Source organism: Roseitalea porphyridii (genome assembly GCF_004331955.1).
Lineage (GTDB): Bacteria > Pseudomonadota > Alphaproteobacteria > Rhizobiales > Rhizobiaceae > Roseitalea > Roseitalea porphyridii.
Genome location: NZ_CP036532.1, coordinates 1,720,880 through 1,745,306, shown reverse-complemented (window position 1 = coordinate 1,745,306; position 24,427 = coordinate 1,720,880). Strand labels below are relative to the sequence as shown.

Sequence of the window (24,427 nt, the reverse complement as noted above, 5' to 3'; positions counted from 1 at the left end):
GGAAGACGCCTTCTGCGGCGCGGAACCGGTCTCATAACGGCCTGATGCGCTTTTCGATAGCGATTCCGGGCGCCGATGGCACGCGAATGCTGCATATGCGTTGTCAAATTCGTGTAAATCGGGCGCGTGATTGGGCGCCGACGTGTCGAGTTGTAACGATTGTGACAGGCGCCATGCTTGATACGTGCGGCGGGCGCGCGCTTGCCGGGGCGCGGTCGATCGACTAATTCCACACCCGGCCGTACCGTCCAGATTGCAGGGGCACCGACCGCTTGACCGACCAGACCGTTGCCACCGCGCTTCTTGCGGCAGCACCGCTTGCGACGGTCATCGTGGCGATGGCGGTGCTGCGCTGGTCGGCAATCACCGCCGGGGCGGCTGGCCTTGCCGTCGCGCTCGTGCTGGCCGCGTCCGTCTTCGGGATCACGCCGGCCACGGTGCCCGGGCCGGCTGCTGCGGTCGCCGGCATCGCCGCCGAGACAGCCCATTCGGCCGCCTCGATCCTGTGGATCATCCTGGCAGCGCTGATCCTGTTCGAATACCAGCAGCGCTCGGGCGGGATCGGCCGCATCCGCGCCGCGCTCGCCGGCGTGACCAGCGACCGGCGGATCGAGGCGCTGCTGATCGCCTGGTTCCTGGGCCTCTTCTTCGAGGGCGCGGCCGGCTTCGGCACGCCGGTGGCGCTTGCCGCGCCGCTGCTCGTCGGCATCGGCTTTTCGCCGCTGCGCGCGGTGACGATGGCGCTCGTCGGCCATGCGGCGGGGGTGCCGTTCGGCGCCGTCGGCACGCCGACGCTTGCGCAGATCGAGATCACCGGCATCGACCCGCAGGCGCTCGCCGGCATGGCTTCCGGGCTCAACGCGGTGATCGGCATCGGCCTGCTGCTCGTGCTGGTGCGGATCGCCGACGACCGGCCGCTGACTTGGCGCGATGCGGGCTGGGCGCTCATCGCCGGCGTGTGCTTTCTGGTGCCGTTCGTCGCGCTCGCCGCCTTCACCGGGCCGGAACTGCCCGCACTTGCCGGCGCGATGATCGGACTTGGCCTGTTTTTGGGCATCCTGCGCGCCTTCACGCCGATGCAGCGGGTCGATCTGCGGTCGCTGCTGCCGGACCTTCTGCCCTACCTGTTCCTGACCGTTCTCATTCTCGCCACCCGGCTCGCCTCGCCGGTGCGCGCATGGTCGACCGGCATCAGTTTCGACTGGCGCTGGCACGACGTGTTCGCGGGCAGCTTCGCGCCGCTCTATCATCCGGGCACGCTGATGATGGCGAGCATCGTCGCCGGGGCGCTGCTCGTCGGCCAGTGGGCGGTCGTCGGCCCGTCGCTCGGCGCGGCGCTCAGGCGCCTCGTGCCGGTCGGCGTCGCACTGGTGATCATGCTCGCCCTTTCGCGGCTGATGGTCCATTCGGGCATGATCGAGACGCTGGCCGCGACGGCGGCGCTGACCGGTCCGGCATGGCCGGTGCTGGCGCCGTTCGTGGGCGCGTCGGGCACGTTCGTGTCCGGTTCGGCGACGGCCTCCAACATCCTGTTCAGCCAGTTCCAGACCTCGGCAGCGGCCGCGCTCGACCTCGCCCCCGTCGCCATGGCGGCAGCGCAGGGCGTCGGCGCGGCGATCGGCAACATCATCGCGCCGCACAACATCATCGCCGGCTGCGCGACGGTCGACGCGGCCGGGCGCGAAGGCTCGGTGATGCGCAAGACAGCGCCCGTCGCGCTCGTCGGGCTGATCGCTGCCGGGCTGATGGTGTGGGCGATTGCCTGAGGGCGGGCTCAGGACCCCCCGCACGCACGGTTCAGTTATGCCCCCACCCGTCATACCCCCCCCGCAAGCGTGGGAGGGATGAAGGGTGGGGTTTAATTGGCAGAGGCCGCCGAGCGCCCTACCCCTCGGCTTCCTTCACATGGCCCTTCACGTCAAGGAAGCTGTCCGGCGTGACCGAGATGGTGTCGATGCCGGCCTCGACCAGCAGTTTCGCATAGGACGGGGAGTTGGACGGCGCCTGCCCGCAGAAGCCGACCTTGGCCCCGACCTTGTGCGCGCGTTCGACAATCGACCTGATCATCCACAGGACAGCCGGGTCGCGCTCGTCGAACACGTCGGCCAGTTCGCCCGAATCGCGGTCGACGCCGAGGGTGAGCTGGGTCAGATCGTTCGAGCCGATCGAAAAGCCGTCGAAGCGCTCGGCGAACTGCTCGGCGAGGATCACGTTGGCCGGTATCTCGCACATGACATAGATCTCAAGCCCGTTCTCGCCGCGCTTGAGCCCGGCGCCTTCCATCACCTCGAGCACCTTGTCGGCCTCGGTCAGCGTCCGGCAGAACGGGATCATGACGATGACATTGTCAAAGCCCATCTCCTCGCGCAGCTTCTTGATCGCCTTGCATTCGAGCTCGAAACCGGGCCGGTAACCGTCGGCATAGTAGCGCGAGGCGCCGCGCCAGCCGATCATCGGGTTTTCCTCCTTCGGCTCGAAGTCGCGGCCGCCCAGCAGTTCGGCATATTCGTTGGTCTTGAAGTCGGACATGCGCACGATGACCCGGTGCGGATAGGCGACCGCGGCGATGCGCGACAGGCCGCGCGCCAGTTCGTCGACGAAGAAGTCGGCCTTGTCGTCATAGCCGCGCGTAATCTCGGCGATCTCGGCCTTGGCGTCCTCGTCCTTGAGCGTGTCGAAATGGATCAGCGCCATCGGGTGGACCTTGATGACGTTGTTGACGACGAACTCCATGCGCGCCAGGCCCACGCCTTCGGCGGGCAGCCGCCACCAGCGGAACGCGGCCGACGGGCTTGCCATGTTGAGCATGATCTTCGTCTTCGTCTCTGGCACGTCGGTCAGCGAGATTTCCTCGGACGCGTAGTCCGCAAACCCCTCATAGACGAAGCCGTGGTCGCCCTCGGCGCAGGAGACCGTGACCTCCTGGTGGTCGTGCAGGACGTGCGTTGCATCGCCCGTGCCGACGATCGCCGGCAGGCCCAGTTCGCGGCTGACGATGGCCGCGTGCGAGGTGCGTCCGCCATGGTCGGTGACGATCGCCGAGGCGCGCTTCATGATCGGCACCCAGTCGGGATCGGTGGTCGAGGTAACCAGGATCGCCCCGTCGATGAACTTGTCGATGTCGCGGGCGTGCTCGATCAGGCAGACGGGCGCGGCGACCACCGCGCCGCCGACCGAAAGGCCGGTGAGCAGCGTCTTGCCCTTGTTGTCGATCGTGTAGTTCTTCAGCGTGCCCGCATTGGCGCGCGACTGCACCGTCTCGGGCCGGGCCTGGACGATGTAGAGCTTGCCGGTCTCGCCGTCCTTGGCCCACTCCATGTCCATGGGCTGGCCGTAATGGTCCTCGATCGTCACCGCCATGCGTGCCAGTTCGATGATCTCGTCATCGTCGAGCACGAACGCGGCGCGCTCGGCCTTCGAGGTCGGCACGTTGCGGGTCATCGCCCCGTCCTCGCGCGCATAGACCATCTTGATGTCCTTGGAGCCGCGCGTCTTCTCGATGATCGGCTTGAGCTTCTCGTTGGTCAGGAACGGTTTGTAGACCTCGTATTCGTCCGGGTTGACCGCGCCCTGGACCACGTTCTCGCCAAGGCCCCAGGCGGCGTTGATCAGCACCGCCTTGTCGAACCCGGATTCTGTGTCGATCGAGAACATCACGCCCGAGCCGCCGATGTCGGCGCGCACCATCTGCTGGACGCCGATCGAAAGGGCGACCTCCAGATGGTCGAAGCCATGGTGGCGGCGATAGGTAATCGCCCGGTCGGTGAACAGCGATGCGTAACAGCGCCGGCACGATTCGAGCAGCGCGGTTTCGCCATGGACGTTCAGATAGGTCTCCTGCTGGCCGGCGAAGCTTGCCTCGGGAAGGTCCTCGGCGGTGGCCGACGAACGCACGGCAACCGACAGATTTTCCGTGCCCGCCCGTTCGGAGAGCTCCTTGTAGGCGGTCAGGATGTCGGTGCGGATGTCGTCGGGCCAGTCGCCGGCGAAGATCGCCTCACGGATGGCTTCACCGGCCTGCTTGAGGGTCAGCCGGCCATCATCGAAGCGCTCGACCTGATCGCGGATGAAGCTGTTGAGGTCATTGGCGGCGAGATAGGCGCGGAACGCATCCGAGGTCGTCGCGAAACCGCCGGGCACCGAGACGCCCTTGCCGCCAAGCTGCTGGACCATCTCGCCGAGAGAGGAATTCTTTCCGCCGACCTTGGCGACGTCCCCGCGCGCCAGTTGCTCGAAAAAGATCACATTTTGGTTTGAGCTAAGCACCGGGTTCCCTCCCTTGCGGCCTGATCATCGCTGCACCACCCCTATCGGTGTTGCGAAGCGCGTTCCTTGACCCGTATCAAGGGAGGGCGCGCAACGCCGAATAAGGTGCTGATGAGGTGAACCTGCGGGAGGCGGATATGAATGAAGCGGAGCTGAAGGCGTTGCACGAGCGCTGCGAGGCGGCCGAGGCGATGGACGACACGCTGGCCGACGCAGCCGCAAGGATGCTGGAGGATCGGCTGGACGGAAAGCTCACCGCGCGCGACGCGAGAGCGGCCCTTCTGGCCGGAACCGATGGCGCGGTGAACGTGGTCGGCCATGCCTATCCGGGCTGGGCGCTGTCGTTCGACGGCCACGCCAGCAAGGCGCCCAACACGGTCTGGCGGTGTACGCTGAAGGAAACGCGCGGGCCCGACGACGACCAGCTCGTCGGTATCGGCAACGCCAAGGCCATGCCGCTGGCGCTGCTCGCCGCCGTGGCGCATCTGAAGATGATGCACATGGCGGGATATCGGTAGGCGTCAATCCAGCCCTCCCTCTCCCCGCTGGCGGGAAGTGGGATACGAGACCGCGCGTGTGAAGCGCGCACTTCTCGCAGTTGGGTGAGGGGCGACCGATTACAGGTCTCGGTTCTTCTTCAGCGGGTTGAAAGAGGAGCGCAAAGCCTCGATCCGGTGCCGCCAGCAGGCTCGGCATGGCTCTGGTGATGGCCCCTCATCCGACCCCGCGCTACTCGACGTCTTCCACTTCGACTTGCTCGCCCGAGACGCGGTGGGCGAGCGCGGCCTCCATGAACGGATCGAGCGCGCCGTCGAGCACGTCCGAGGGCGCGGTGGATTCGACGCCGGTGCGCAGGTCCTTGACGAGCTGATAGGGCTGCAGGACGTAGGACCGGATCTGGTGGCCCCAGCCGATCTCGGTCTTGGAATCGAACTCGGACTGTGCCGCTTCCTCGCGCTTTTTCATCTCAAGATCATAGAGACGGGCGCGCAGCGCCTTCATCGCGTTGGCGCGGTTCTGATGCTGCGACTTTTCCGAGGACGTCACGACGATGCCGGTCGGCAGGTGGGTGATGCGCACGGCCGAGTCGGTCGTGTTGACGTGCTGGCCACCCGCGCCCGACGAGCGGTACGTGTCGACACGGATGTCCTTGTCCTGGATGTCGATCTCGATGTTGTCGTCGATGACCGGGTAGACGCCGACCGACGAGAACGAGGTGTGGCGGCGCGCATTCGAATCATAGGGGCTGATGCGCACGAGCCGGTGCACGCCGGTCTCGGTCTTAAGCCAGCCATGGGCGTTGTGCCCCTTGACGAGAAGCGTCGCCGACTTGATGCCGGCTTCCTCGCCCGCCGAATATTCCTGAAGCTCGACCTTGAAGCCGTGGCTCTCCGCCCACCGGGTGTACATGCGCAAGAGCATGTTGGCCCAGTCCTGGCTCTCGGTGCCCCCTGCCCCGGAATGGATTTCGACGAACGTGTCGTTGGCGTCCATCTCGCCGGACAGCAGCGCCTCGATCTGGCGCTCTTCGATCTGGCCCTCGAGATCGCGAATGGCCTTTTCGGCCTCGGCGACGGTTTCGTCGTCGCCTTCCTCCTCACCGAGTTCGATCAGTTCGACATTGTCCTCGAGCGCCTGGTCGAAGCCGCGGATCGCGGTGATCATCTCCTCGAGGCGCTGGCGCTCCTGCATCATCTTCTGCGCCTCGGCCGGGTCGTTCCACAGTTCGGGATCTTCGGCGCGCGCGTTCAGATATTCGAGCCGCTTGACGGAGGCATCCCAGTCAAAGATGCCTCCTCAGCAGGGCTATGGCCTGCCTGATGCTGTCGGTCAGGGTCGCGATTTCAGCGCGCATGGGATGCGTGATGCCTCGTACCGATGGTTGGATGGCTGCCGCCGTTACGGCGCAACGGCCGACACTTAGGGGTGCCGGCCGACGCTGTAAAGCCCGGCGGTCAGAACAGGCCGCCGGAGCCGCTCTGGATCGCCTGCTGGGCCGTCGGCGAGATCTCGCGCTGGCGTTCGGCCTGCTGGGCCTGGATCGCCACCTGGTCCGCGCCGATCACGAAGTAGCTGTCGGCGGGTCCGGTGCCGGGCTTGAAGGCCTCGACGATCAGGTCGCCGCCCTCGGCGCGCATGCCGGTCTTCCGGTCAATCTGGATCTGCGTCATGCCCTCGGGAATCTTGAAGTCCGTCATCGGCCGGTCCTCGAGAACCGACGCCATGAAGGTCTTGAAGACCGGCGCGGCAAGCCCACCGCCGGTCGCGCCCCGGCCCATCGGCGTCGGCTGGTCGAAGCCGATGAAGACGCCGGTGACGAGATTGGGCGTGTAGCCGATGAACCAGGCATCCTTGTAGTCATTGGTGGTGCCGGTCTTGCCGGCGATCGGCCGGCCCAGTTCGCGCAGGATCGTCGCGGTGCCGCGCTGAACGACGCCTTCCATCATGGAGGTCATCTGATAGGCGGTCATCGGATCGAGCACGATGTCGCGCGTGTCGACCAGTTGCGGTTCGTCCTGGCCGAGCCACTGGTTGGCGTCGCACCCCTCGCACTGGCGGCTGTCCTGCTTGTAGACGGTCTTGCCGTAGCGGTCCTGGATGCGGTCGATCATCGAGGGCTGGATCTGCCGGCCGCCATTGGCGAGCACGGCATAGGCAGAGACCATGCGCAGCACGGTCGTCTCGCCGGCGCCGAGCGCCATCGCCAGGACCGGCGACAGGTCGTCATACACACCGAACTGCTCGGCATATTCGGAGACGAGCTGCATGCCCATGTCCTGGGCGAGCCGCACCGTCATCAGGTTGCGCGAGCGTTCGATCCCCAGGCGCAGCGTCGAAGGCCCCGCGACCGAGCCGTCATAGTTCTTCGGCTCCCACACCTCGCCGCCCGAAACGATCGAGATCGGCGCGTCCATGATCACCGAGGCGGGCGTGTAGCCATTGTCGAGCGCGGCCGCGTAGACGAACGGCTTGAACGACGAGCCGGGCTGCCGGTAGGCCTGCGTGGCGCGGTTGAACTGGCTCTCATAGAAGGAGAAGCCGCCGGCCATGGCGAGCACGCGGCCCGTGTTGGGATCCATGGCGACGAGCGCGCCAGAAACCTCCGGCACCTGCTGCAGCGAATAGGTCCCTTCGGCCGCATCTTCGCCGGTCCGCGCGGACACGTAGACGACGTCTCCGGGCGAGATCACCTCGTCCATGCTTTCGGCGCGGCGGGTTCCGTCATCGTCGCGCAGCCGGTAGGCCCATTCGAAATCGCCGGCCGGAATGGTGCCGACGGCGCGATCGTCGACGACACCGCCCTCGAGCTTGCGGTCGGGCCGAAGGCCGATCTGCACGCCCTCCTCGCCGGTGGCGAGGACGACCGCGAGGGTCCAGTCGGGCACGTCGCGCAGCAGGTCGAACTCGCCCAGCGCAGGGCCCCAGTCGCCGGAGATGTCGATCTGGCCGACCGCGCCGCGCCAGCCCCAGTCGCGGTCGAAGTCGACCAGCGCATCCTGCAACGCCTTGCGCGCCTCGTCCTGCATGTCCGGATCGAGCGTGGTGCGGACCGACAGGCCGCCCTCGTAGAGCGCATCGGTGCCGTAGCGCTCGATGATCTGCTGGCGCACTTCCTCGGTGAAATATTCGGACGCGAAGACGAAGTCACCCGAGCGGCGGAAATTGACGCCCAGCGGCTGGTCCTTGGCGATCTCGGCCGCTTCCAGCTCGACATAGCCGTTCTCGACCATGCGATCGATGATCCAGTTGCGGCGGGCCAGCGCGGCTTCGGTGTCGTCGAACGGATGATAGTTGGACGGCGCCTTGGGCAGCGCGGCCAGATAGGCCGCCTCGTGCAGGTCGAGTTCGTTGACCGCCTTGCCGAAATAGGTCAGCGCGGCGCCGGCGATGCCGTAGGAGCCGGCGCCGAAGAAGATCTCGTTCAGATAGAGTTCGAGGATACGGTCCTTCGAATAGGCCTGCTCGATCCGGAACGACAGCAGAGCTTCCTTGACCTTGCGGTCGATCGTCCGGTCCGACGACAGAAGGAAGTTCTTGGCCACCTGCTGGGTGATGGTCGAGCCGCCCACGAGCCGGCGGTCGCCGCCGGTGAACACGATCTCCGCGTTGGTCGCCATGGCGCGCGCCAGTGCAAGAAAATCGACGCCGGAATGGTTGTAGAAGTTCTTGTCCTCGGCCGACAGGAACGCCGCCTTGACGCGGTCGGGCACGGCCTGGATCGGCAGGAACAGCCGGCGCTGGCGGGCGAATTCGCCCATCAGCTGGCCGTCGACGGAATACATCCGCGTGGTGACAGGCGGCTCGTAACGCGCCAGAACCTCGTAGTCGGGCAATTCCTCGGCGAGATCGCCGATATAGATGATCACGCCGGCCGCCACGAGCAGAAAGGCGGCCAGGCCGATCCCGAAGAAATATCCCAACAGTCGAATCATCGTGTCTGTCTATCCCGTTGCGATGCCCTTGCGAGGCACCGATACGCCCCCTTGCCGCTAGCGCTGCGGGCACAATGCGACATCAACATGGCAGTCGCCATCATAGCAGAGATTTCAGCGCATTGGCGCGTGAGCGGCGCCGAAATCCCGCGTAACGGTTACGCGCCGCACCCATCAGGCCGGAACCCGCGATCACTCCGCCGGCGCGTCGGTACCCGCGACCAGCCGCCGGCCGGAAAGTTCGGCGAATTCGGTCACCGCGGCGGCAAGTTCCTCGGCAAGCGCGGCACGCCATTCGGGCCGGTTGAGCAGCTTTTCGTCTTCGCGATTGGACAGATAGCCAAGTTCGACCAGCACCGAAGGCACGTCGGGCGCACGCAGGACGCGGAAACCGGCGAACCGGTGCGGATTGTTGATGATGCGCGAGGTGCGCGAGATGTGCGAGACGGCGAGCCGCGCGAACTGCACGGAAAAGCCCAGCGTTTCCTGCCGGGCAAGATCCACCAGGATATCGGTGACGGGGCTGCGTTCGTCCTCGCGCACGATACCGGCGATCGAATCGGACAGGTTCTCCGATTCGGCGATCTCGGCGGCCACCGAATCCGAGGCGCGATCGGATATCGTGTAGACGGTGGCGCCGCGCACATAGGACTGGCGCACCGAATCCGCATGGAGCGACACGAACAGGTCGGCGCTGTGCTGACGCGCAAAGCGGACGCGCTCGTCGAGCGGGATGAAGATATCGTCCTCGCGCGTCATCACAACGCGCACGCCCGGCACTTCCTCGAGCTCGGCGCGCATCTGGCGGGCGAACTTGAGGACCACATCCTTTTCGCGCGTGCCGCCGACACCGACGGCGCCGCTGTCGATGCCGCCATGGCCGGCGTCGAGCACGATCGTGAAGGGGCCGTCGCCCGTGCTGGTGGCGAGCGGGATCGCGCCGAGACGGTCGGATTTGGTGCTGCGCGCGACGATGGAACTGGTCGCCATCGTGTCGAGCATGGCGGCCTGGAAGGTCTCCTGGTCGGCGCGCCGCACGTCGATGATCAGCCTGTAGAGGCCGTCGGCTGAGCCGGTGGACAGTTCGACCACCTCGAAGGGCTTGTCGAGTTCAAAGATGATGCGCGAGGCATCCTCGCTCATGTCACCATAGCGCATGGTCGAAACCAGGCCGTTGAACGACAGCGCGTCGGGGTCGAAGCCGTAGCCGATCCGCTCGAAATCGAGGACAAGACGATAGGGATGGCCGAGCAGCTTGTGGTCGACCGAGACCGGCCGGTCGAAGCTGATGATCAGGCGTGAGGCCTCATCGTCGCCGGCGGCCCGGACATCGATCGCGACCGGCGCGTCGAACGCGGCAAGGGCCGCCATCGTCGACAGGGCGAGGCTGACGAGCGCCGCGCACAGCAAAGCGGCCAGCCGGCGCATCGCCCCGGCCGGCGAACCCGGTCCGCACTGATCCGGCCGTTCCATCAATCGCCCGTCCCGCAATCGTCCCACGCCATGGCCGCAACCATAGGCGTCCATGGTTAACCGCATCTTTCCGGTCGCGCAAACCAGGCGCGAATCGGCGCGATATTGATCGGCGTCAAGGCATCGCCGGAAGGCGGCGGCAGACTTCTTCCATGCTGTCATCGCGACGGCGGAACAATGGAGTGTTGAACATGGCTGACAAGAAACCTGCAGGCGTTCCCTCGCTGTGGTCGTCCAGCGTTTTCGACGACTTCCGCAAGGAAATGGACAATGTGTTCGAAGGCTTCTTCGGCGACCGCGCCAGCGCCGCGGCCCGAACGGGATTGCCGTCCCTTTCGATGAGCGGCGCGATCCGGCCGGCCATCGACATCGCCGAGAACGACACGGCGATCACGATGACCGCCGAACTGCCCGGCATGGACGAGGACGAGGTCGATCTGACGGTGCGCGACGGCGCGCTGATCCTGAAGGGAGAAAAGAAGATCGAGCACGATTCCGACCGGGACGACGTGCATGTCGTCGAGCGGTCCTATGGCAGCTTCCAGCGATCGTTCCCGCTGCCCGACCGGGTCGACGCGGACGCGATCACGGCGAAATTCGATCGCGGCGTGCTGGTGGTGACGATGCCGAAGAAGGACGAAGCCAGGACCGCCCAGCGCAAGATAAAGGTCGGCGGCTGAAAGGCGATCACGGATCGGGCGCGCCGGGTTAGCCCCCGATTTCACCGAACACCGCCGGCAACGCGTCGGCGATGTCCTCGGCGATGGCATGGCTTCCCGCCCGCCGGCCCGCCTCGCCGTGCAGCCAGGCGGCGGCGCAGGCCGCTTCGAAGGCCGGCATGGACTGGGCGGCCAGTCCCGCGATGATGCCGGCCAGCACGTCGCCAGAGCCGGCGGTGGCGAGGGCCGCCGTGGCATTGGCGTTGATCGCCGCGCGCCCGTCCGGGGCGGCGACCACGGTGTCGGCGCCCTTGAACAGAACGATGCCCCCCGACCGGTCCGCCGCCTGGCGAGCCTTTGCCAGCTTGCCGCCATCGCCGTCGGCGATATCCGGAAACAACCGCGCGAATTCGCCCGCATGCGGCGTCAGGACCAAGCGCTCGGCGCCACCCGTGCGGGCCGCCTCGAACAGCGGCGAAGGGTCGTCGGCAAAGGCCGTGATGGCGTCGGCATCGAGCACCAGCATCGCCTCGGTCTCAATCAGGATCGCGGGTGCAAGTCGCCGCGCCAGGGCGAAATCGCCGAGACCCGGGCCGAGCACGACCGCGCCCAGCCCCTTGAGCGCCTGCAACGCGGCGAGCGGATCGTCGCCGAGCGGCCGCAGCATGATCGAGGTGATGTGCGCGGCATGGATGTCGAGCGCGTCCGGATGGCCGAGGATGGTCGCCGCGCCGGGACCGGACCGCTGCGCGCCCATCGCCGACAGGCGTGCCGCGCCCGTCCCATGGCGCGGCCCGGAAAGGACGGCCACGGCGCCGCGTGCATATTTGTGCGTGTCGGCGCGATGACGCGGCAGGGTCCAAAGCGCCGGGCCGTTCTGCCAGGTCCGGGGCGGCTCGGCCGCGCGCACGTCGATGTCGACCGTCTCGATCGTCCCGCAGAGCGTCCGCCCGGGAAACAGCAGGTGCCCGGGCCTCTTGCGGTAGAAGGTGACGGTCGCGGCGCATTGGACGGCGTCCTCGCCCTCGCCGGTGTCGCCGTTGACGCCGGACGGCAGGTCAACGGCCAGAACGGGGCAGCCGGCATCGCGGCACCGAACAAGCGCCGTCTTCACCGGGTCGGGCAATCCGCCCGAAAAGCCGGCGCCGAACAGCGCGTCGATGACGAGGTCGCCGGCATGGGGAACCAGCGCGTCGAGCGTTTCGACCGCTCCGGCCCAGCGCCGCGCGGCCTGTTCGGCGTCCGAGTCCGGCCGGGGCGGTTTGAGCGCGTAAACGCACACGACGACGCCGCGCTCGGCCAGGATGCGCGCGGCGACATAGCCGTCCCCGCCATTGTTGCCAGGACCGCACAGGACATGCACGCGCGCCGCACCGGCGAACCGGGCCAGCGCCGCGGCGGCGACGGCGGCGCCGGCGTTTTCCATCAGCGCGGGTCCCGAAAACGCGCCGCTGTCGATCGTCGCACGGTCCGCCGCGGCCATCTCGGCGTTGGACAGGATTGCATCTGCCGCAATGTCAGCCATGGCGCGCCTGCCGCATTAGCATGGCAATCTGCCTATCGATTGTGCATATTGCCCAATAATCGTGCAGAACCGTGCTTCGTTTGCCGCCATCGGTGGAAAGCTGCTGCCGTTCCGGCACCGATCGCCCGCTTTTTCGGCGTTTTCGGTGGTCGCGTCGCCGGCGCGCAACTTGGCATGGCATCTGCATGAGGAAGGTCAACTCAACCGGTCGGAGGCATCGCAACGATGAAAAAGATTGAGGCGATCATCAAGCCCTTCAAGCTTGATGAGGTCAAGGAAGCGCTGCAGGAGGTGGGCCTGCAGGGGATCACGGTGACCGAAGCCAAGGGATTTGGCCGGCAGAAGGGCCATACCGAACTCTATCGCGGCGCCGAATATGTGGTCGACTTCCTGCCCAAGGTGAAGATCGAGATCGTGGTGCCCGACGAGACGGTCGAGCGCGCCATGGAGGCGATCAGGAATGCGGCCCAGACCGGCCGGATCGGTGACGGAAAGATCTTCGTCTCGCCGATCGAAGAGGTGGTGCGCATCCGCACCGGCGAAACGGGCGCAGACGCAGTCTGAGCGCTCGAACTCAAACCCCAACATGCCACTTGAAAGGAAAAAAGGGACCACGATGAGTGCAAGTGACATTCTCAAGCAGATCAAGGACAACGACGTCAAATTCATCGATCTGCGTTTCAGCGATCCGCGCGGCAAGATGCAGCACGTCACCATCGACTGCGGCGTCGTCGACGAGGACTTCTTCGCCGATGGCGTGATGTTCGACGGCTCCTCGATCGCCGGATGGAAGGCGATCAACGAATCCGACATGACGCTGATGCCCGACACCGAGACCGCGCACATGGACCCGTTCTATGCGCAGTCGACGATGGCCATCTTCTGCGACATCCTTGATCCGATCTCCGGCGAAGGCTACAACCGCGACCCGCGCATGACCGCCAAGCGCGCCGAGGCCTACGTCAAGTCGGGCGGGTTCGGTGACACGGCCTATTTCGGTCCGGAGCCGGAGTTCTTCATCTTCGACGATGTGCGCTTTTCCAGCGAGCCCTATGACACCGGCTTCATGCTCGACAGCGTCGAGCTGCCGTCCAACATGGGCACCGAGTACGAAACCGGCAACATGGGGCACCGGCCGCGCACCAAGGGCGGCTACTTCCCGGTCAACCCGGTCGACAGCGCCCAGGATATCCGCTCGGAAATGCTCACCGTGATGAGCGAGATGGGCATCGCCACCGAGAAGCACCACCACGAGGTGGGCGCGGCGCAGAGCGAACTGTCGATGCTGTTCAACACGCTGACGCGCAAGGCAGACGAGGTGCAGCTCTACAAGTACGTCGTGCACAATGTCGCGCACGCCTACGGCAAGACGGCGACCTTCATGCCCAAGCCGGTTTATGGCGACAACGGCACCGGCATGCACGTGCACCAGTCGGTCTGGGGCGACGGCAAGCCGCTGATGGCCGGTGACGAATATGCCGGCCTGTCGGAGATGGCGCTGTTCTACATCGGCGGCATCATCAAGCACGCCAAGGCGCTGAACGCGTTCACCAACGCTTCGACCAACTCCTACAAGCGTCTGGTTCCGGGCTTCGAGGCGCCGGTCCTGCTCGCCTACTCGGCGCGCAACCGCTCGGCCTCCTGCCGTATCCCGTTCTCGGGCTCGCCCAAGGGCAAGCGCGTCGAGGTCCGCTTCCCCGATCCGACCGCCAACCCCTATCTGGCGTTCGCGGCCATGCTCATGGCCGGTCTCGACGGGGTCAAGAACAAGATCCATCCCGGCGACGCGATGGACAAGGACCTCTACGACCTGCCGCCCGAGGAACTCGAAGGCATTCCGACGGTGTGCGGCTCGCTGCGCGAGGCGATCGAATCGCTGCGCGCGGACAACGACTTCCTGAAGGCCGGCGGCGTCTTCGACGACGACCAGATCGAGGCCTATCTCGAGCTGAAGGAAGAAGAGAACATCCGCTACGAGCACACGCCGCACCCGGTCGAGTTCGACATGTACTATTCGGTCTGAGGACCGGACATCGGAAGGGCCGCCTCAAGCGGCCCTTTTTTCGTCATTTTCCAGACATTTCGACAGCGCCGGGCCCCGATAATTCGGGACTGGCGGTCAAAGCGCTTTGGGCTATGGTGCCCGACACGCTTGATGCAGGGGCGCGCGCATGGCCAACGGTTTCAGCTTCCGACGTTCCGATTTCGCCGATGATTTCCTGTTCGGCGTGGCGACCTCGGCCTACCAGATCGAGGGCGCGTCGTTCGGCGGCGCCGGGCCATCGCATTGGGACACGTTCGCCGCCACGCCCGGCAATACCAAGAACGCCGAGGACGGCGCGGTCGCCTGCGATCACTATCATCGCTACGAAACCGATCTGGACCTGATCGCCGGTGCCAATCTGGACACCTACCGCTTCTCGACCTCCTGGGCGCGCGTGATGCCGGACGGTCGCACGGTGAACCCCGAGGGTCTGGACTTCTACGACCGGCTGACCGACGCCATGCTCGAACGCGGCATCAAGCCGATGCTGACGCTGCACCATTGGGACATGCCGGCGGCGCTCGCCGACGAGGGCGGCTGGCGCAACCGGGCGATCACCGACCATTTCGCCACGTTCGCGGGCCATGTGATCGACCGCATCGGCGACCGCATGTTCGCCTCCGGTACCTTCAACGAACCCTGGTGCATCGGCTGGCTGAGCCACTTCCTCGGCCAGCACGCGCCGGGATTGCGCGATATCCGCGCGACGGCACGGGCAATGCATCACGTGCTCGTCGCGCACGGCAAGGCCGTCGACGTTCTGCGCGCCGCCGGTCAGGACAATGTCGGCATCTATCTGAACTTCGAGCCGGCCGAACCGGCGAACGGCGACGACGGCGACGCCGAGGCGGCGTTGACCTACCACGCGATCTACAATGAATGGTTCCTCGGCGCGCTGTTCAAGAAGCGCTATCCGCGCCGGGCGCTCGCCGGCCTCGAGCCGCACCTGCCGGAGGGCTGGCGCGACGACATGGAGCTGATCGCACGGCCGATCGACTGGCTGGGCATCAACAACTACACGCGCAAGCTGGTCGCCCGCGCTGCCGACGCGCCGTGGCCCTCGCTGGAAGAAGTGCCCGGGCCGCTTCCGAAGACCGACATGGGCTGGGAAATCTCACCGGAGAGCTTCGCCTGGCTTCTGAGCTGGATCGCGGAAAGCCACACCGGCGACCTGCCGCTGATCGTCAGCGAGAACGGCATGGCCAATCCCGATACACTCGCGGACGGGCGCGTCGACGACGCCGCCCGCATCGCCTATCTGCAGGCCCACATCGACGCGATGAAGGGCGTGATCGAGGAAGGCGTGCCGATCAAAGGTTACACGGTCTGGTCGCTGCTGGACAATTACGAGTGGGCGCTCGGCTACGGAAAGCGCTTCGGCATCGTCCATGTCGACTATGACACGCTTGAGCGCACGCCCAAGGCGAGCTGGCATGCGCTGCGGGACGCGCTGGCGCGCCGATGACCGCTGCGCTCAGTGGGAGACGCTGCCCGACAGCGTGTTGATGATGATCACGCCGGCAAGGATCAGCCCGATGCCGACGATCGCCGCCCAGTCGAGCGTCTGACCGAACGCGATCAGGCCGATCAGCGCAATCAGCACGATCCCCGCGCCCGCCCAGATCGCATAGGCGATGCCGACCGGAATCGTCTTGAGCGTCAGCCCGAGGAAGAAGAACGCCGTGCCGTAGGCGGCCACGGTCGCGATCGACGGCCCCAGCCGCGTGAACCCTTCGGTCGCCTTGAGCGCGGTCGTCCCGATCACCTCGCCGACGATCGCGATGGTCAGATAGATCCAGGGCATCAGGGTCTCCTTGACGGGTTGGGGCGGCTTGCCTGCCGCTGCGGCCCTGCTACAACAGGCGCGCCGCCACCGATATCCCCGAAAAAGCACGACCCGACCGAGACGATAGGACGCCAAGGCCCGCCATGGACCATCAGCCCGTCGTGACGATTACGCTCAATCCGGCCGTCGACATCGCCGCCGATGTCGAAACGGTGCGCCCCGACGTCAAGCTGCGCTGCAAAGCGCCGCAGTTCGATCCGGGCGGAGGCGGCATCAACGTGGCGCGCGCGATCACCAAGCTGGGCGGGCGTGCGCGGGCGTTGATCGCCGTCGGCGGCGCGACCGGAGACATGCTCGCCACCATGCTCGCCGGCGAGGCGATCGATACGATCGCCGTCGACACGGGTGGCCAGACCCGGCAATCCTTCACCGCAAGGGAGACCTCAAGCGGCCATCTCTACCGCTTCGTCCTGCCCGGTCCCGAGTGGACGCGGGCGGCGGACGACGCCCTGTTCGAGGCGCTCGCGACGCTGCTCGCGCCGGGAACGCTGGCTGTCCTGTCGGGCAGTCTGCCGCCGGGAGCGGGCGCCGAGATCGTCGAGCGGATCGAGGCGGCATGCGAGAAGGCCGGCGCGGCACTCGTCGCGGACACGTCCGGTCCGGTGCTGACGGCGCTGTGCGCCCGATCCGGCCAGCCGCTGCACCTGTTGCGGATGGACCGCGACGAGGCGTTGACCGTCTCCGGCAGGACGTTGAGCACGCCGTCCGACTTCGCCGCCTATGGCGCCGAACTGGTCTCGGCGGGCGTCGCCGACCACATCGTCATCGGCCTTGGCGCGCGTGGTTCGGTCGGCGTTTCGGCGGCCGAAAAGATCCTGTGCAGCCGGCCGGTCGAAAAGCCGCTCAGCGCGGTCGGCGCCGGCGACAGTTTCGTCGGCGCGATGGTGCTGGCGCTCGCGCGCGGACTTGCGTTCGAAACCGCGATCGCGCATGGCACAGCGGCGGCCGCCTCGGCCGTCGTCACGCCGGGCACCGCGCTGTGCGAGCGCGCGACCACGGAGGCCTTCATCGCCGAGGTCGAGACGACCCGCCTGGCATGACCCGCGCAAGGCGTCGCGCCGGCCTTCCCCTGCCCCGGCAAATCTGCCACATCTCGGCCACGACGATGGGGAGACGATCATGGCAACGCTGACCTTCTACGGCGCCGCGGGCACCGTCACGGGTTCGTGCTCGATGCTCGACACGGGCACGACGCGCTTTCTGGTCGATTGCGGCCTGTTTCAGGGCAACAAGACGATCCGCAAGCTCAACGACGACGATTTCGTCTTCGACCCCGCCTCGGCGGAATTCCTGATCCTGACCCACGCCCATATCGACCATTCGGGCCTGCTGCCCAAGCTGGTCAAGTACGGCTTCTCCGGCCCGATCCACGCCACCGAGCCGACCTGCGACCTGCTCGAATTCATGCTGCGCGACTCCGCCAAAATCCAGATGTCGAACGCCGAGCGCTGGAACCGCAAGCGCAAGCGTCAGGGGCTCGAGCCAGTCGAGCCGCTCTACACAGACACCGACGCGGAGAACACGCTCAAGCTGCTGCGGCCCGTCGGCGGCTACGAGGAATGGTTCGAACCGGCGCCGGGCGTGCATGTGCGCTTCTGGAACGCGGGACATATTCTGGGCTCGGCCTCGGCCGAGGTGAAGTTTCCCGACGCCGACAGCGGCAACACGATGCGGCTGCTGTTCTCCGGCGACATCGGGCCGGAGGAGAAGGTCTTCCATCCCGAGCCGGACGCCGAGAAGGGCTTTGACTATATCGTCTGCGAATCCACCTATGGCGACCGCGAGCGCGACGACTACACGCTGGAGCGGCGCCGCGACAATCTGCGCAAGGAACTGGTGCGGGGACTTTCGGCCGGCGGCAATGTCGTCATTCCGGCGTTCGCGGTCGAACGCAGCCAGGAACTGCTGCACGATATCGGCGTGCTGCTCGCCGAGGGCGACATCCCCGATGCGACCGTCTTTCTGGATTCCCCGCTCGCCCGCAAGGTGACGGGCGTGTTCATCAAGCACGCCGCGACGCTGTCGGACGTTGCCATCGACAATGCCGACCTGTTCCGCAGTCCGAAGTTCAAGATCGTCGAGAGCGTCGAGGAATCAAAGGCGATCAACCGCATCAAGGGCGGCGCGGTGATCATCTCGGCGTCGGGCATGGCCGATGCCGGCCGCATCCAGCATCACATCAAGAACAACATCTGGAAGCGGGACGCGACGATCCTGTTCGTCGGTTACCAGGCGCCCGGCACGCTCGGCCATGTCATCACGTCGGGGGCGGACATGGTGCGCATCCACGGCAAGGAATATGTGGTCAAGGCCGAGGTCCGGAAGCTGGGCAACTACTCGGCGCATGCCGACCAGGGCGAACTGATCGAGTGGATCGCCGATCGCGGGCCGGTGGCGGGCGGCATCTTCCTCAATCATGGCGACGATGACGCGCGCGAGGTACTGGCGCGGATGCTGGCCGATCGCGGCATCGATGCGGGCAAGATCCACATGCCGCAGTTCGACGAGAGCTTCGAGCTGGTCGCGGGCGATGCCCGTTCGAAGGGCCGCGTCGCCGCGCGCATCCCGCAGGACGCGTTGCTGACCGACTGGAACAACGACTACGCCGCCTTCATCGTCGCGCTGACCAAGCGGCTGAACAGTGCGGACAGCGACGCCGAACGGCGGTCGGTGATCAAGCGGTTGCAGGGGGCCTTGTAGAGCGCTCGGCCCTCGGCGCGACACCATGCCGACAAAGCCCTCGTCCTTCGAGGCTCGCTGCGCTCGCACCTCAGGATGAGGAGCTTGTCGGCGTGGCCCGATGCGAAGCTACCTCCTCCGAAGCCGTAAGCCTGAAGACGTCGGGCGAGGCGTGAGAGGTAGAGTCCGAGCGATGACCGCTATTCCTCGGCGCCCTCGGCCTCGTCGAAGCCAAGCAGGTTCCAGCTCTGCACCATGTGCGGCGGCAGGGGCGCGGTGACGTTGATGACGCCGCGATCGGGGTGCGGAATGCGCAGCCGGCGGGCGTGCAGGTGCAGCTTCTTCTGGATGCCGCCGGGAAAATCCCAGTTCGGATCGTCGTCGAAATATTTCGGATCGCCGATGATCGGGCAGCCCATATGCAGCGCGTGGACGCGAAGCTGGTGGGTGCGGCCGGTCTCGGGCTCGAACTCGACCCAGGACAGACGCTGGCCCGCCGTCTCGATCAGCCGGTAGCGCGACACGGCATGGTCTGCATCGATCTCGCCGTGCCTGACCACGCGCATGCGGTCGCCGTCGGGCGTCTGCTCCCGTGCGAGCCAGGTGGAGATGCGCCCTTCGGGCTTTTTCGGCGTGCCCTTGAGAAGCGCCCAGTAGATCTTCTCGGTATCGCGCGTGCGGAACGCGGCGGTCAGCTTCTGGGCCGCGCCGCGCGTGCGCGCCACAGCCAGAACGCCGGACGTGTCGCGGTCGAGCCGGTGCACAAGCCGCGGCTTTTCGCCCTTCTTGTTGCGCAGCGCGTCGAGCATGCCGTCGATGTGGCGCGTCACGCCCGAACCGCCCTGGGTTGCGAGCCCGGCGGGCTTGTTGAAGACGAACACCTTGTCGTCCTCGTAGAGCAGCATCTTGCGCAGCGCGTCGGCGTCGCCCTGGTTGCGGATCGTCTTGGCCGTCACCGGACCGTCGTCGGGTCCGGTCGCCTGCGGCGGCACGCGCACGCTCTGGCCCGGCTGAAGCCGCGTGTCGGCCTTTGCGCGCCTGCCGTCGACGCGCACCTGGCCGGTGCGCAAGAGCTTCTGCAGGGCGCCGAAGCCGAGCCCGGGATAGTGCGTCTTGAACCAGCGGTCGAGGCGCATGCCGGCCTCGTCGCCGTCGACGGTCCTCTGCTCGACGCCGGCCATCGCCTCACACCCCCGCGCGCATGATCGCAAGGCCGGCGAACAGCGCGGCGATGGAGGCGGCCATCGAGATCAGCGCGTAGAAGATGGCGCCGGCGGCCTCGCCGCGCTGCCATAAAAGCGCGAAATCGAGCGAGAAGGCCGAAAAGGTGGTGAAGCCGCCCAGCAGGCCGACGCCGATGAACAGGCGCAGGCCCTCGCCCGTTCCGCCCCGGCGCACAAGCCAGCCGACGAGCAGGCCCATCAGCAGCGAGCCGGCGACGTTGACGGTCATCGTCGCCCAAGGGTAGCCGCCACCGACCGCGCGGCCGACGCCCAGATAGGTCAGATAGCGCAGCGACGCGCCGACGGCGCCGCCGAGCGCGACAAGGACGAGGTTGGCCAACATGGCCCGTCGTCTACGCGATCATCGCTGCCCGGCAAAGCGCAAATCAGACCTTGCCGGCGACCGCGGGTGCGTCCTTCAGGAAGCCGTCGAGGAACATGTCGAGCGCGCCCCAGTCGGTGAACTCGTAGTCGTGGGCGGTGTCGGTCGGTGCGTCCTTCTTGTCGGCGATGCGGCGCAGCATCCATTTGCGGAAGAAGTCGTACTCGGTGTATTTGAGCGCGCCGGCGGCGTGGTGGACGGTGACGGGCCACCAGCCGGTTTCCTCGCTGAACCGGGCGGCGATCTCGCGCAGTTCCTCCCATTCGGACTGGTCGTCGCCGGCCGCCGTGAGCGACACGGTGACGAACGCGCCGGGCCGCGCCATCAGTTCACGCACATGGGCATGGACGTAGCGGCGCAAGGGAGCCGGAAACGTGCCGATATGCACCGGGCCCGCGCAGATCACCGCGTCGACATCGTCGACCGACAGGGATTTGGGCGGATGGGTGGCATCGATGGTGACCGCCTCGTGGCCGTTATCCTTCAGGTAACGGCCGATATGGTCGGCGATCTCCCGCGTCTGGCCCTCGATCGTCGCAAAGATTAGCAGAACGCGCATGATGTCCTCCATTGCCGGTGCGGCATGACCGGGTCATCCTAGGGCTTCGGCGGGGCGACCGGTTTGACCTTCGTCAAGCGGACCGCGCCAGCGCGACTCACCCGACCAAGGCGTGGGCGATCGCCGTGCCGAGCGCGACGCCGGGGACGAACCCGGCCGCCGTGGCCAGCGCGTTGGCGCGCGAGACGATGCCGTTCTCGAGCGCGTCGGCGGCATCGCCGATCCGCGCCGTGGTATGGCCGACCGCGCATGCGGCGATGCCCGCCGCGTCCAGCATCGCGAGCCCGGCAACTCCGGCCTCGTCACGGCCGATCCCGGCATCGTTGAAGACGTAGAGCGCGGCACGCACGGCCTTGGCATAATCCGCCGCCGATACGCCGCCGTGAGACCCGGTGACGACGATCCGGCCGGCATCCTCGCCCGTCACCTGCGCCACCGAATCGATCAGAACGACCGTGCGGCCGCGATGGTCGACGACGCGCCGCTCAGCCATCGCCGTCGCTCCCCTGCCCGGCCCGGTCGGCGCGCAGGCGGGCCCAATAGTCGAGCCGCCTTGCGATCTCGCGCTCGAAGCCGCGCTCGACCGGCTCATAGAAACGCCGGCGGCCCATTTCGGGCGGGAAATAGTCCTGTCCGGAAAAGGCGTCGGGCTGATCGTGATCGTACTGGTAGCCCTCGCCGTAGCCTTCGGCGCCCATCAGCTTCGTCGGCGCGTTGAGGATGTGCTTGGGCGGCAGCAAAGAACCGTGTTCCCTGGCCGCCCGCATCGCGCCTTTCATGGCGGTATAGAGCGCGTTCGACTTGGGCGCGGTCGCCAGATAGACGCAGGCCTCGGCCAGCGCCAGTTCGCCCTCGGGCGAGCCGAGATAGTCGAACGCGTCCTTGGCCGCGAGCGCGATCGTCAGCGCCTGCGGATCGGCCAGACCGATATCCTCGGACGCCATGCGCACCAGGCGTCGGCCCAGATAGAGCGGGTCCTCGCCGGCATCGAGCATGCGCGCCAGATAGTAGAGCGCCGCATCGGGATCGGAGCCGCGCACCGCCTTGTGCAGGGCCGAGATCAGATTATAGTGGCCGTCCTGGCTCTTGTCGTAGACCGGCGCGCGGCGCTGCAGGACCGCGCGCAGACCGTCGGCATCGAAGCTGTCACCCGGCCGCGCCACGCGCCAGACCTCCTCGGCCAGCGTCAGGATCGCGCGGCCATCGCCGTCCGCCATGCCGACGAGCAAGGCCCGCGCTTCGTCGTCGACGGGCAAGGTCTGTCCGGTCTCGCGCTCGGCCCGGTCGAGCAGCGCGGCAAGCGCGTCGTCCTCGAGCCGTTTGAGCGTCAGCACGCGGGCGCGCGACAAAAGCGCGGCGTTCAGTTCGAACGACGGGTTCTCCGTGGTCGCGCCGATCAGCGTGATCGTGCCGTCTTCCATGACGGGCAGGAAGCTGTCCTGCTGGGCGCGGTTGAAGCGGTGGATCTCGTCGACGAACAACAGCGTCATGACGCCGTCGCGGCGGCGGGCGCGCGCGGCGTCGAACACCTTTCTCAGTTCCGCCACGCCCGAGAAGATCGCCGAAATCTGCTCGAAGTGCTGGTCGGCCTCGGCGGCGATCAGCCGGGCGAGCGTCGTCTTGCCGGTGCCGGGCGGACCCCACAGGATCAGGCTGCCCAGCGAACCGGATGCGAGCATGCGGGTGACGGCGCCGTCGGGACCGGTCAGATGCTCCTGCCCGACGATCTCGCCGAGCGTCTTCGGGCGCAGCCGGTCCGCCAGCGGACGGCTGGTCGTCTCCTCGGAGATCTGGTCGAAAAGGCTCACGATCAGAAACGCAGGAACTGGTTGATCGTCCGCCCCTGCCGATCGATCGTCAGGCGCCAGTTGCGGCCGCCGCCATCGGCGAAACGGACGACGTCGTCGACGGTCTCGATCCGCTCCCCGTTGATGGCCTCGATGATGTCGCCGGGCCTGAGGCCCGCCCGCATCGCCGGCGCGCCGCGCTGGATCTGCGTGATGACGACGCCGTCGTTCCGGCCGGGAAGGTTCATGCGCTGCCTGAGACGCGGCGACAGGTTCGCCACGACCGCACCGGCGAACGGCGAGGCGCCTTCGATCAGCGTTTCCTGGGCGGGCCGCGGCTCTGGCGGCCGGGCCAGCACCACATCGATGTCGCGTTCGCGGCCGCGTGCCAGAACGCGCAGCGTCACCGTCTTGCCCGGCCCGATCGTCGCCAGCCGGTAGCCGAGCGCGTCGGGATGCTCCACCGTTGCGCCGTCGATCGCCAGAACCACGTCGCCGGCGCGCAGCCCGGCCTCGGCCGAGGGCCCTTCGTCGTCGACGTCGCGCACCAGCGCGCCGCGCGGCCGGTCGAGCCCGAGACTCTCGGCGATCTGCGGCGTGACGGGCTGGAAGCTGGCGCCGAGCCAGGGCCGTTCGAAGGCGTCCGAGCCACCCTGCGCCTGGCGGACCACGGCGGACACCATGTTGGAGGGGATGGCGAACCCGATGCCGTTCGATCCGCCCGAGCGCGAGAAGATCGCGGTGTTGATGCCGACCAGCCGCCCCTGCATGTCGATCAGCGCGCCACCCGAATTGCCCGGATTGATCGCCGCGTCGGTCTGGATGAAGAAGCCGAAATCGGCGACGCCGACGCGCGTGCGCGCCAGCGCCGAGACGATGCCCGAAGTGATCGTCTGGCCGACGCCGAACGGATTGCCGATCGCCAGCACGAGATCGCCGGTCAGAAGCTCATCGGAATTGCCGAACGGAAGGGCCGGAAAGGTCTCGTCCGTGTCGAGGCGCAGAACGGCGAGATCGGCGCGCTCGTCGCGCAGGATCACCTCGCTGTCGAACTCGCGCCCGTCGGCCAGCGCGACGCGGATCTCGTCGGCGCCCGAAATGACGTGGTTGTTGGTGACGACCAGACCCGCCTCGTCAACGATCACGCCGGAGCCGAGCGAGGACTGCACGCGCGGCGGGCCGGAAAACTGGTTGCCGAAGAACTGTTCGAAGAACGGATCGCCGGCAAAGGGCGAGCGCTGGCGCACCGTGCGGGCGGCATAGACGTTGACGACCGACGGCGCCGTCCGCTGCACCAACGGTGCGAACGAGAGCTGGACCTCCGCCTCGCCGAGCGGCACGCGCCGGGCGGCGGGTGCCTGCGGTTCGGGCGCCGGGGCGGGCCTTGTCTCGTCCTGTGTGCCGCCAAGGCCGCCGCGCAGGTCCTCGAGCAGGCCGCGCAGGCCGCCCGCCTCCTGCGCCGCGGCCACGGTCAGGGCAAGTGCCAGAAGAAGGAAGACGGCGGAGAGCGATCGCAGCAAGCGTGTCATCTATTGCGCCTCGTCATGCCAG

Annotated in this window: 20 protein-coding genes; 8 read left to right on the top strand and 12 right to left on the bottom strand. The window is 67.0% G+C overall.

What is annotated here, in order from left to right:
- Positions 1 to 272 precede the first annotated feature (272 nt).
- Positions 273 to 1,766: an L-lactate permease gene (locus tag E0E05_RS08530; protein WP_210215776.1), complete on the top strand. Its 1,494-nt coding sequence runs from the start codon at positions 273 to 275 to the stop codon at positions 1,764 to 1,766.
- A gap of 118 nt (positions 1,767 to 1,884) precedes the next feature.
- Here E0E05_RS08530 and ppsA read toward each other — a convergent pair whose 3' ends face one another.
- Positions 1,885 to 4,266 carry a phosphoenolpyruvate synthase gene (gene ppsA / locus E0E05_RS08525; protein WP_131616324.1) on the bottom strand — a complete coding sequence of 794 codons (2,382 nt, stop codon included), beginning with the start codon at positions 4,264 to 4,266 and terminating at the stop codon, positions 1,885 to 1,887.
- Positions 4,267 to 4,403: 137 nt separating this feature from the next.
- Between ppsA and E0E05_RS08520 the strand changes: the two genes are divergently transcribed.
- Positions 4,404 to 4,784 (top strand): hypothetical protein, encoded by a 381-nt coding sequence (locus E0E05_RS08520; RefSeq protein ID WP_131616323.1) that lies wholly within the window; start codon positions 4,404 to 4,406, stop codon positions 4,782 to 4,784.
- A gap of 211 nt (positions 4,785 to 4,995) precedes the next feature.
- Here the strand turns inward: E0E05_RS08520 and prfB are convergent.
- The 3 genes from prfB to E0E05_RS08505 all read right to left on the bottom strand — a co-directional run bounded on the left by prfB (position 4,996) and on the right by E0E05_RS08505 (position 10,172).
- Positions 4,996 to 6,121 (bottom strand): peptide chain release factor 2 gene (gene prfB / locus E0E05_RS08515; RefSeq protein WP_131616322.1). Its coding sequence is split into 2 segments (ribosomal slippage): positions 4,996 to 6,051 and positions 6,053 to 6,121, totalling 1,125 coding nucleotides; the frame shifts between segments, so codons are not numbered across the junction.
- A gap of 100 nt (positions 6,122 to 6,221) precedes the next feature.
- Positions 6,222 to 8,699 (bottom strand): penicillin-binding protein 1A, encoded by a 2,478-nt coding sequence (locus tag E0E05_RS08510; RefSeq protein WP_131616321.1) that lies wholly within the window; start codon positions 8,697 to 8,699, stop codon positions 6,222 to 6,224.
- Positions 8,700 to 8,891: 192 nt separating this feature from the next.
- Positions 8,892 to 10,172, bottom strand: a complete 1,281-nt coding sequence (locus E0E05_RS08505; RefSeq protein WP_158629311.1) for an N-acetylmuramoyl-L-alanine amidase — start codon at positions 10,170 to 10,172, stop codon at positions 8,892 to 8,894.
- Between the two features lie 191 nt (positions 10,173 to 10,363).
- On the opposite strand from E0E05_RS08505, the gene E0E05_RS08500 reads away from it, so the two are divergent.
- On the top strand, positions 10,364 to 10,852 hold the full coding sequence (locus E0E05_RS08500; protein ID WP_158629310.1) for an Hsp20/alpha crystallin family protein: 489 nt from the start codon (positions 10,364 to 10,366) through the stop codon (positions 10,850 to 10,852).
- A 28-nt stretch (positions 10,853 to 10,880) separates the two neighbouring features.
- On the opposite strand, the gene E0E05_RS08495 is transcribed toward E0E05_RS08500, so the two are convergent.
- Positions 10,881 to 12,356 carry an NAD(P)H-hydrate dehydratase gene (locus tag E0E05_RS08495; RefSeq protein ID WP_131616318.1) on the bottom strand — a complete coding sequence of 492 codons (1,476 nt, stop codon included), beginning with the start codon at positions 12,354 to 12,356 and terminating at the stop codon, positions 10,881 to 10,883.
- 225 nt (positions 12,357 to 12,581) lie between these two features.
- On the opposite strand from E0E05_RS08495, the gene E0E05_RS08490 reads away from it, so the two are divergent.
- The 3 genes from E0E05_RS08490 (at position 12,582) to E0E05_RS08480 (ending at position 15,865) form a co-directional block, all read left to right on the top strand.
- A complete protein-coding gene (locus E0E05_RS08490) occupies positions 12,582 to 12,920 on the top strand; it encodes a P-II family nitrogen regulator (protein ID WP_131616317.1) in 339 nt (112 codons plus the stop codon).
- A 52-nt stretch (positions 12,921 to 12,972) separates the two neighbouring features.
- Positions 12,973 to 14,379, top strand: coding sequence for a type I glutamate--ammonia ligase (gene glnA, locus E0E05_RS08485; RefSeq protein WP_131616316.1), 1,407 nt, complete (start codon positions 12,973 to 12,975; stop codon positions 14,377 to 14,379).
- 148 nt (positions 14,380 to 14,527) lie between these two features.
- Positions 14,528 to 15,865, top strand: a complete 1,338-nt coding sequence (locus E0E05_RS08480) for a GH1 family beta-glucosidase (protein WP_131616315.1) — start codon at positions 14,528 to 14,530, stop codon at positions 15,863 to 15,865.
- Positions 15,866 to 15,874: 9 nt separating this feature from the next.
- On the opposite strand, the gene E0E05_RS08475 is transcribed toward E0E05_RS08480, so the two are convergent.
- On the bottom strand, positions 15,875 to 16,207 hold the full coding sequence (locus tag E0E05_RS08475) for an SMR family transporter (protein ID WP_428977602.1): 333 nt from the start codon (positions 16,205 to 16,207) through the stop codon (positions 15,875 to 15,877).
- A 122-nt stretch (positions 16,208 to 16,329) separates the two neighbouring features.
- On the opposite strand from E0E05_RS08475, the gene E0E05_RS08470 reads away from it, so the two are divergent.
- Complete coding sequence (locus E0E05_RS08470) at positions 16,330 to 17,286, top strand: 1-phosphofructokinase family hexose kinase (RefSeq protein WP_131616313.1); 957 nt, start codon at positions 16,330 to 16,332, stop codon at positions 17,284 to 17,286.
- Positions 17,287 to 17,365: 79 nt separating this feature from the next.
- The gene (locus tag E0E05_RS08465) at positions 17,366 to 18,946 is read left to right on the top strand and encodes an MBL fold metallo-hydrolase RNA specificity domain-containing protein (RefSeq protein ID WP_131616312.1); all 1,581 of its coding nucleotides are present in this window, start codon (positions 17,366 to 17,368) and stop codon (positions 18,944 to 18,946) included.
- Positions 18,947 to 19,125: 179 nt separating this feature from the next.
- On the opposite strand, the gene E0E05_RS08460 is transcribed toward E0E05_RS08465, so the two are convergent.
- The 6 genes from E0E05_RS08460 to E0E05_RS08435 all read right to left on the bottom strand — a co-directional run bounded on the left by E0E05_RS08460 (position 19,126) and on the right by E0E05_RS08435 (position 24,405).
- Positions 19,126 to 20,106, bottom strand: coding sequence for an RluA family pseudouridine synthase (locus tag E0E05_RS08460; RefSeq protein ID WP_131616311.1), 981 nt, complete (start codon positions 20,104 to 20,106; stop codon positions 19,126 to 19,128).
- A 4-nt stretch (positions 20,107 to 20,110) separates the two neighbouring features.
- Positions 20,111 to 20,488, bottom strand: coding sequence for a fluoride efflux transporter CrcB (crcB, locus tag E0E05_RS08455; RefSeq protein ID WP_131617958.1), 378 nt, complete (start codon positions 20,486 to 20,488; stop codon positions 20,111 to 20,113).
- Between the two features lie 46 nt (positions 20,489 to 20,534).
- Positions 20,535 to 21,089, bottom strand: coding sequence for a flavodoxin domain-containing protein (locus E0E05_RS08450; protein WP_158629309.1), 555 nt, complete (start codon positions 21,087 to 21,089; stop codon positions 20,535 to 20,537).
- A 97-nt stretch (positions 21,090 to 21,186) separates the two neighbouring features.
- Entirely contained in the window at positions 21,187 to 21,582 is a 396-nt protein-coding gene (locus E0E05_RS08445; RefSeq protein WP_131616309.1) for a hypothetical protein, read from the bottom strand.
- Positions 21,575 to 22,900, bottom strand: a complete 1,326-nt coding sequence (locus E0E05_RS08440; RefSeq protein ID WP_192900471.1) for a replication-associated recombination protein A — start codon at positions 22,898 to 22,900, stop codon at positions 21,575 to 21,577. Before E0E05_RS08440 ends, E0E05_RS08445 begins: the two co-directional genes overlap by 8 nt.
- Complete coding sequence (locus E0E05_RS08435) at positions 22,900 to 24,405, bottom strand: DegQ family serine endoprotease (RefSeq protein ID WP_131616307.1); 1,506 nt, start codon at positions 24,403 to 24,405, stop codon at positions 22,900 to 22,902. The genes E0E05_RS08440 and E0E05_RS08435 overlap by 1 nt, the downstream gene beginning before the upstream one ends.
- Between the last annotated feature and the right edge of the window lie 22 nt (positions 24,406 to 24,427).